The organism is Escherichia sp. KCJ4928 (genome assembly GCF_004352695.1).
Taxonomy (GTDB): Bacteria; Pseudomonadota; Gammaproteobacteria; order Enterobacterales; family Enterobacteriaceae; genus ECMA0423.
Genome location: NZ_SJWV01000037.1, coordinates 21,379 through 30,455 on the forward strand (window position 1 = coordinate 21,379; position 9,077 = coordinate 30,455).

Below are 9,077 nucleotides of genomic sequence, written 5' to 3' on the forward strand. Positions count from 1 at the left end.
AGGATTTCTCATTAATAAGGACTGTTGATGGCTATGTCAGACGAGGCGATGTTTGCCCCGCCGCAAGGAATAACAATTGAAGCGGTAAACGGAATGCTCGCGGAGCGGTTAGCACAGAAACACGGTAAGGCGTCTTTATTACGCGCCTTCATCCCGCTGCCGCCGCCGTTCAGCCCGGTACAACTTATTGAACTGCATGTTCTCAAAAGCAACGTCTATTACCGCTACCATGATGATGGCAGCGATGTGACGGCAACAGCAGAGTATCAGGGCGAGATGATCGATTATTCGCGTCACGCCGTCCTTCTCGGCAGTAGTGGAATGGCGGAGCTACGCTTTATTTGCACCCACGGCTGCCGTTTTACTCCCCAGGATTGCACACTGTTTAACTGGCTGGCACGCATTATCACCCCGGTTCTGCAATCATGGCTCAATGATGAAGAACAGCAGGTGGCGCTGCGTTTGCTGGAGAAAGATCGCGATCATCATCGGGTACTGGTGGATATCACTAATGCAGTGCTGTCACATCTTGATCTCGACGATCTGATCGCTGACGTCGCTCGTGAGATCCATCATTTTTTCGGTCTGGCTTCAGTCAGTATGGTACTGGGCGATCATCGAAAGAACGAGAAGTTCAGCCTGTGGTGCAGCGATCTTTCTGCCTCACATTGTGCGTGTCTGCCACGCAATATGCCTGGCGACAGTGTATTGCTGACACAAACGCTACAAACCCGACAACCGACCTTGACGCACCGTGCAGATGATCTGTTTCTCTGGCAACGCGACCCGTTATTACTCTTACTTGCATCTAACGGCTGCGAATCTGCGCTCCTTATACCGCTTACCTTTGGCAACCATACACCGGGTGCATTGTTGCTGGCGCATACCTCTTCCACTCTCTTTAGTGAGGAAAACTGCCAGCTACTACAACACATAGCCGATCGCATCGCTATTGCCGTTGGCAATGCCGATGCCTGGCGTAGCATGACCGATTTGCAGGAAAGTTTGCAGCAAGAAAACCACCAGCTTAGCGAGCAGCTCCTTTCGAATCTGGGCGTCGGTGACATTATCTATCAAAGCCAGGCAATGGAAGACCTACTCCAGCAGGTAGATATTGTGGCGAAGAGCGACAGTACGGTGTTGATTTGCGGTGAAACCGGAACCGGCAAAGAGGTGATCGCCAGAGCGATCCATCAACTTAGCCCGCGACGCGACAAGCCGCTGGTCAAAATCAACTGCGCTGCCATCCCCGCCAGTCTTCTGGAAAGTGAGTTATTCGGTCATGACAAAGGGGCGTTTACTGGTGCGATTAATACCCATCGTGGTCGTTTTGAAATTGCCGATGGCGGCACGTTGTTTCTCGATGAAATTGGCGATCTGCCGTTAGAACTTCAGCCTAAACTGCTGCGCGTATTGCAGGAACGGGAGATTGAGCGTCTCGGCGGGAGTAGAACGATCCCGGTAAATGTCAGAGTCATTGCCGCCACCAACCGTGATTTGTGGCAAATGGTTGAAGATCGCCAGTTTCGCAGCGATCTCTTTTATCGCCTGAATGTCTTCCCACTGGAATTGCCGCCGCTGCGCGACCGTCCGGAAGATATCCCTCTTTTAGCAAAGCATTTCACGCAAAAAATGGCGCGCCATATGAATCGTTCAATTGACGCCATCCCGACCGAGGCGCTACGCCAGTTGATGTCGTGGGACTGGCCGGGCAACGTGCGCGAGCTGGAAAACGTGATTGAGCGAGCGGTACTGCTGACTCGCGGTAACAGTCTGAATTTACATCTTAATGTCCGACAAAGCCGTTTACTGCCGACGCTAAATGAAGATTCAGCGCTTCGCAGTTCAATGGCGCAGTTGCTGCACCCGACGACGCCAGAGAATGACGAAGAAGAACGTCAGCGCATTGTTCAGGTATTGCGAGAAACCAATGGCATTGTTGCCGGGCCCCGTGGCGCGGCGACACGATTAGGGATGAAGCGCACCACGCTGCTGTCACGAATGCAGCGTCTGGGAATCTCGGTTCGCGAGGTGTTGTAATCTGCTTTTGCAGGAGTATGCATGAGAAACAAACTCTCTTTCGACTTGCAGTTGAGCGCCAGAAAAGCGGCAATCGCTGAACGGATTGCCGCCCATAAAATTGCCCGCAGTAAAGTGTCGGTCTTTTTAATGGCGATGTCCGCTGGCGTGTTTATGGCGATCGGATTTACTTTTTACCTTTCCGTTATCGCCGATACCCCGTCTTCACAGGCATTAACCCATCTGGTGGGCGGCCTTTGCTTTACACTTGGCTTTATTTTGCTGGCGGTTTGCGGCACCAACCTGTTCACCTCGTCGGTAATGACGGTAATGGCAAAAAGTCGGGGCGTTATTAGTTGGCGAACTTGGCTGATTAACGCACTTCTGGTGGCCTGCGGTAATCTGGCAGGTATTGCCTGTTTCAGTTTGTTAATCTGGTTTTCCGGGCTGGTGATGAGTGAAAACGCGATGTGGGGAGTCGCGGTTTTACACTGCGCCGAGGGCAAAATGCATCATACATTTACTGAATCTGTCAGCCTCGGCATTATGTGCAATCTGATGGTTTGCCTGGCGCTGTGGATGAGTTATTGCGGGCGTTCGTTATGCGACAAAATCGTCGCCATGATTTTGCCCATCACCCTGTTTGTCGCCAGTGGCTTTGAGCACTGTATCGCCAATTTGTTTGTGATTCCGTTCGCCATTGCCATTCGCCATTTCGCCCCTACCTCCTTCTGGCAACTGGCGCACAGTAGCGCAGACAATTTTCCGGCACTGACGGTCAGCCATTTTATTACCGCCAATCTGCTCCCGGTGATGCTGGGTAATATTATCGGCGGTGCAGTGCTGGTGAGTATTTGTTATCGGGCTATTTATTTACGTCAGGAACCCTGAAAAATCAGCCCGGCGAAACAGTTCGTCGGGCTGAAGATTATTCTTGCGCGATTTGCCCATCGGGCCAGGCGTGGATCACGGCTTTGATCAGCGTCGCCAACGGAATGGCGAAGAATACGCCCCAGAATCCCCACAAACCACCGAAGATCACCACCGATAAAATAATCACCAGCGGATGCAGGTTAACCGCTTCGGAGAACAACACCGGTACTAACAGGTTGCCGTCCAGCGCCTGAATAATCAGATACACCGCGAAGCAGCTCCAGAATTCCGTGCCTGCACCAAACTGGAATAGCGCCACGCCAACCACCGGAATGGTCACCACAAATGCGCCAATGTACGGAATAAGTACCGAGAAGCCGACCAGCACCGCCAGCAGCAGCGAATAGTTCAGCCCGAAGAGTAAGAATCCCAGCCAGGTGGCAATCCCCACCACGATCATCTCCAGCACTTTGCCGCGGATATAGTTGGTGATTTGTTGATTCATCTCCTTCCACACCTGTCCTGCCAGTCCACGGTTACGCGGCAGCACCCGGCGAACGGCGTTCAGCATCTGCTCTTTGTCTTTCAGCAGGAAGAAGACCATCAATGGTACCAGCACCAGATAGACGGCAATGGTCAGCAAACCGACCAGCGAGGCGAGGGAAATTTTCACCACCGAATCGCCCATGGTCAGCATCCGACTGCGCATATTTTCGGCCATTGCATCAATAATGCCCGCATCCATCAACGCCGGATAGCGGCGCGGCAACGTGGCGGCAAAGTCAGAAAGCTTATTGAGCATCCCCGGCATATCGCGAATTAAGTAGATGCCCTGCTGCCAGGCGATAGGCAGTACCACGAACGCCATCAATAGCAATATACCGACGAAAACCACCAATACAATCGACGTCGCCCAGCGGCGGGAGCAGCCAATAGATTGCAGGCGCACGGTTGGCCATTCCAACAAATAGGCCAGCACAATAGCCACCAACAGCGGAGCAAGCAGGCCACTAAAGAAAAAGATAATGCCAAATCCGGCAACTAAAATAACCAGCAAGGCAATCGCTTCCGGGTCGCTAAAACGGCGGCGATACCATTGCATCAACATTTCGAGCATAAAGACCTTCCCTGAACCTCAAGAGCGGGATTGCGATCCGCAATTGTATCGAAATGTCACAAAAAAGACTTCGCTTTTTATGACGGATTCAGGAAACTGAAAAGTCATTTGAGTGGACTAATCTTCGCCGTTACACTCAAAGGCGGCGCGGTGGGAACGATATTTCACAGTATCGGTCAAATGACTATCTCCAGAAATACAGGATAGAGGTTATGTTCAGGCAGTTGAAAAAAAACCTGGTTGCAACCCTCATTGCTGCCATGACCATTGGTCAGGTAGCCCCGGCGTTTGCCGATAGTGCAGACACCTTGCCGGATATGGGAACCTCCGCAGGAAGCACGCTTTCCATTGGTCAGGAAATGCAGATGGGCGACTATTATGTCCGCCAGCTACGCGGCAGCGCGCCGTTAATTAATGATCCACTATTAACGCAGTACATTAATTCACTAGGAATGCGTCTGGTTTCGCATGCCAATTCGGTTAAGACACCGTTTCATTTTTTTCTGATCAACAACGACGAAATTAACGCCTTTGCTTTCTTTGGCGGCAACGTGGTACTGCACTCTGCCCTGTTCCGTTATTCCGATAACGAAAGCCAACTGGCTTCAGTAATGGCGCACGAAATCTCCCACGTCACCCAACGTCACCTGGCGCGAGCGATGGAAGATCAACAGCGCAGCGCGCCGCTGACCTGGGTCGGCGCGTTAGGTTCTATTTTACTGGCGATGGCCAGTCCGCAGGCGGGGATGGCAGCGCTGACCGGTACACTGGCGGGAACGCGCCAGGGGATGATCAGCTTCACCCAGCAAAATGAACAGGAAGCGGATCGCATTGGTATTCAGGTGCTGCAACGCTCGGGATTCGATCCGCAGGCGATGCCAACCTTCCTCGAAAAATTACTCGATCAGGCGCGTTACTCCTCGCGCCCGCCGGAAATTTTATTGACTCACCCGTTGCCGGAAAGTCGTCTGGCAGATGCCCGCAACCGTGCTAATCAGATGCGACCGATGGTGGTGCAGTCGTCGGAAGATTTCTATCTGGCGAAAGCGCGCACACTGGGGATGTATAATTCCGGACGTAACCAGCTCACCAGTGATTTGCTGGATGAATGGGCGAAAGGAAACGTTCGTCAGCAACGAGCGGCGCAATATGGTCGTGCTTTACAGGCGATGGAAGCCAATAAATACGACGAGGCGCGTAAAACGCTGCAACCGTTACTGGCGGCAGAACCTGGCAACGCATGGTATCTCGATCTGGCTACCGATATCGATCTTGGGCAAAACAAAGCCAATGAGGCAATCAATCGCCTGAAAAATGCCCGTGATTTGCGCACCAATCCGGTGTTGCAGCTCAACCTGGCGAACGCTTATCTACAAGGCGGTCAACCACAAGAAGCGGCCAATATTCTGAATCGCTACACCTTTAATAATAAAGATGACAGCAACGGCTGGGATTTACTGGCACAGGCGGAAGCCGCGCTAAATAACCGCGATCAGGAGCTGGCTGCGCGAGCAGAAGGTTATGCGCTCGCCGGACGACTCGATCAGGCCATTTCGCTGTTGAGTAGCGCCAGTTCGCAGGTGAAATTAGGCAGCCTGCAACAAGCGCGTTACGATGCGCGCATCGACCAGTTGCGCCAGCTGCAGGAACGCTTTAAGCCTTATACCAAGATGTAATTCGCATTAAAGGAAGAACAATGACCAAACAGGTAAAAATCTACCATAACCCACGCTGTTCAAAGAGCCGGGAAACGCTGAACCTGCTGAAAGAAAACGGCGTGGAGCCAGAAGTGGTACTCTACCTTGAGACACCCGCCGATGCGGCAACGCTGCGCGATTTGCTGAAAATGCTGGGGATGAATAGCGCCCGTGAATTGATGCGCCAGAAAGAGGATCTTTATAAAGAACTGAACCTGGCTGACAGTTCGCTTAGCGAAGAGGCGCTGATTCAGGCAATGGTGGATAATCCGAAGCTAATGGAGCGCCCGATTGTGGTCGCGAATGGCAAAGCGCGGATTGGTCGTCCACCGGAGCAGGTACTGGAAATCGTGGGTTAAGATGTGCTCCATCGCTAGTTGAAGCACATTGCCGGATGCGACGCTTGCCACGTCTTATCCGGCCTACGAATACTATGGATTAACTTCGCGTAGTTCGGATAAGGCGTTCGCGCCGCATCCGACAATAAACACCTTATCTACAACTTCAGAATTTCTTTCACAAACGGAATGGTCAGCTTACGTTGCGCGGTAATCGACGCACGATCCAACTGATCCAACGTCATAAATAGCGTGCGCATTTCTCTGTCGAGCCGCTTCAGCAAGAAACGCCCCACATCTTCCGGCAGTTCAAAACCACGCAAACGCGCGCGTAACTGTAGCGCCTGCAACTTATCTTCATCAGAAAGTGGCTGCAATTTGTAGATCTGCCCCCAGTCGAGTCGCGACGCGAGATCCGGTAATCCCAGATTCAACTGCCGCGGTGGACGATCGCCGGTGATCAACAATCGTGTTTTGCCCGATTCCAGAATTCGATTGTAGAGATCGAAAATCGCCATCTCCCACAACTCATCGCCTGCAATACACTCAATGTTGTCGATACAGACCAGCGACAAATGCTCCATACCGTCGAGCACTTCCGGAACAAACCAGGTGCGTTTATCCAGCGGGACATAGCCCACCGCATCGCCACGCTGCGACAATTCCGCGCAAGCCGCGTGCAGCAGATGGCTGCGCCCCGCGCCTTCGCGTGCCCAGAGATAGATGTAACCGCTATGTTCCTGACGCAGCACGTTTTGCAGCGCGGCCAGTAAAGAGGAGTTATCCCCCGGCCAGAAACTTGCAAAGGTTTCGTCGTCAGGAAGATAAAGTGGCAAAGAGAGCTGTGCCGGTGTGTTCAGAGATACCTCAACCAGGATTTCACAAAATCGCGAGAAGTTTACCACAGAATCCCATGATGTTTGAACCGGGCAGCAACACTGCCCGGTCGGTACATTATTTGTCTGTTATATCCGCGTCTTCTGCGTCCAGCACCACTTCTTCAGGGCGCAGCACACTGATCAGTTTGAAAATCAAACTTAAGCCGATACCGACGATGGTCGCCAGCGCCATACCTTTTAACTCCGCCGCGCCGATGTTTACCTTCGCGCCACTGACGCCGATGATCAAAATCACGGAAGTCAGGATCAGGTTCTGTGCTTTGTTGTAATCCACTTTCGATTCGATCAAAACACGAATACCGGAAGCACCGATGACACCATAAAGCAGCAGCGAAACGCCGCCCATCACCGGCAATGGGATCATCTGGATAGCGGCAGCCAGTTTACCGACGCAGGAAAGCAGGATAGCGAAAATCGCCGCCCCGCCGATAACCCAGGTACTGTAAACACGGGTGATCGCCATCACGCCAATGTTTTCTCCGTAAGTGGTATTTGGCGTAGAGCCAAAGAAGCCGGAAATCACGGTCGACAAGCCATTAGCAAACATCGAACGGTGCAGACCTGGATCGCGCAGCAGATCTTTTTTGACGATATTAGCCGTTACTACCAGGTGCCCTACGTGTTCGGCAATAACCACTAACGCCGCTGGCAGAATAGTCAGAATGGCAAACCACTCGAAGCGCTGCGTATAGAGGGTTGGCAGCGCAAACCAGTGAGCATTAATAATCGGCGTGGTATCGACAATTCCCATTGCGAAAGAGAGCGCGTACCCCACCAGCACGCCAATTAAAATCGGGATAATTGCCAGGAAACCACGAAACAGCACGGAACCTAAAACCGTGACCGCCAGGGTGGTAATAGAGATGATGATGGTTTTGGAGTCTGGCGTTTGCCCTTCAGCCGGGAGTAAACCCGCCATACCGGCAGCTACGCCCGCCAGCTCCAGACCGATGACGGCAACGATTGCGCCCATTGCCGCAGGTGGAAACAGCACGTCCAGCCAGCCGGTCCCCGCTTTCTTCACGATAAAAGAAACCAGGCAGAACAGCACGCCGCACATAATAAAGCCGCCCAGCGCGACTTCATACCCTAACGGCAACAGTAACAATACCGGTGAAATAAAGGCAAAGCTGGAACCAAGATAAGCCGGAATTTTCCCTTTACAGATGAAGAGATACAGCAGCGTTCCAATACCGTTAAATAACAGTACAGTCGCCGGGTTAATATGAAATAAGACGGGCACCAGGACGGTTGCACCAAACATGGCGAACAAATGTTGCAAACTAAGCGGGATTGTCTGTAAAAGTGGCGGTCTTTCACTCACCCCGATAGCACGGCGCGTCATAGTATTATCCTCTGTATTATGTGTTATAGGCGCTTTACTCAAAAAAAAGCCGACTCTTAAAGTCGGCTTTAATTATTTTTATTCTTTATTTCGTACCAAAGATTTTGTCACCGGCATCGCCGAGGCCCGGAATAATGTATCCGTGCTCGTTCAGTCCCTGATCAATCGATGCGGTATACAGTTCGACGTCCGGGTGCGCTTTTTCCAGCGCAGCGATACCTTCTGGCGCAGCGACCAGCACCAGAACTTTGATGCTGCTGCAGCCCGCTTTTTTCAGCAGGTCGATGGTCGCGATAACGGAACCACCGGTTGCCAGCATTGGGTCAACGATCAGCGCCATACGCTCATCGATGTTAGAAACCAGTTTCTGGAAGTACGGTACCGGCTCCAGCGTTTCTTCATTACGGTACATACCGACAACGCTGATGCGCGCGCTCGGAACGTTTTCCAGCACACCGTCCATCATACCAAGACCCGCGCGCAGAATTGGCACAACGGTAATTTTCTTACCTTTGATCTGGTCGATTTCTACCGGGCCGTTCCAGCCTTCGATAGTTACTTTTTCCGTTTCGAGGTCGGCGGTCGCTTCGTAAGTCAGCAGGCTACCCACTTCGGAAGCGAGTTCGCGAAAGCGCTTGGTGCTGATATCTTGCTCACGCATCAGTCCCAGCTTGTGTTTGACGAGTGGGTGTTTGACTTCCACGATCTTCATACTCTTTCTCCTTTGAGGGGCAGCCACAAAAAAAATCGACGGATTATACCTCCTTTCTTCAAGGCGGCAATATTCTT

8 protein-coding genes are annotated in these 9,077 nt (G+C 52.1%); 4 read left to right on the top strand and 4 right to left on the bottom strand.

From position 1 onward, the window contains the following. The first annotated feature begins 27 nt into the window (after positions 1 to 27). The gene (hyfR, locus tag E0D98_RS08230) at positions 28 to 2,040 is read left to right on the top strand and encodes a DNA-binding transcriptional regulator HyfR (protein ID WP_047086714.1); all 2,013 of its coding nucleotides are present in this window, start codon (positions 28 to 30) and stop codon (positions 2,038 to 2,040) included. A gap of 21 nt (positions 2,041 to 2,061) precedes the next feature. Next, entirely contained in the window at positions 2,062 to 2,910 is an 849-nt protein-coding gene (gene focB, locus E0D98_RS08235; RefSeq protein ID WP_047086716.1) for a formate transporter FocB, read from the top strand. 37 nt (positions 2,911 to 2,947) lie between these two features. Here focB and E0D98_RS08240 read toward each other — a convergent pair whose 3' ends face one another. After that, positions 2,948 to 4,009, bottom strand: coding sequence for an AI-2E family transporter (locus tag E0D98_RS08240; RefSeq protein ID WP_000892044.1), 1,062 nt, complete (start codon positions 4,007 to 4,009; stop codon positions 2,948 to 2,950). A gap of 212 nt (positions 4,010 to 4,221) precedes the next feature. Between E0D98_RS08240 and bepA the strand changes: the two genes are divergently transcribed. Continuing rightward, the gene (gene bepA / locus E0D98_RS08245) at positions 4,222 to 5,685 is read left to right on the top strand and encodes a beta-barrel assembly-enhancing protease (protein ID WP_000489667.1); all 1,464 of its coding nucleotides are present in this window, start codon (positions 4,222 to 4,224) and stop codon (positions 5,683 to 5,685) included. A 20-nt stretch (positions 5,686 to 5,705) separates the two neighbouring features. After that, the gene (arsC, locus tag E0D98_RS08250) at positions 5,706 to 6,065 is read left to right on the top strand and encodes an arsenate reductase (glutaredoxin) (RefSeq protein WP_000166449.1); all 360 of its coding nucleotides are present in this window, start codon (positions 5,706 to 5,708) and stop codon (positions 6,063 to 6,065) included. 137 nt (positions 6,066 to 6,202) lie between these two features. On the opposite strand, the gene E0D98_RS08255 is transcribed toward arsC, so the two are convergent. The 3 genes from E0D98_RS08255 to upp form a co-directional block, all read right to left on the bottom strand. Next, a complete protein-coding gene (locus E0D98_RS08255) occupies positions 6,203 to 6,904 on the bottom strand; it encodes a DnaA inactivator Hda (RefSeq protein WP_001307333.1) in 702 nt (233 codons plus the stop codon). A 94-nt stretch (positions 6,905 to 6,998) separates the two neighbouring features. Next, positions 6,999 to 8,288, bottom strand: coding sequence for a uracil permease (gene uraA, locus E0D98_RS08260; protein ID WP_131890582.1), 1,290 nt, complete (start codon positions 8,286 to 8,288; stop codon positions 6,999 to 7,001). An 85-nt stretch (positions 8,289 to 8,373) separates the two neighbouring features. Then, positions 8,374 to 9,000: a uracil phosphoribosyltransferase gene (gene upp / locus E0D98_RS08265; protein ID WP_001295473.1), complete on the bottom strand. Its 627-nt coding sequence runs from the start codon at positions 8,998 to 9,000 to the stop codon at positions 8,374 to 8,376. Positions 9,001 to 9,077 lie beyond the last annotated feature (77 nt).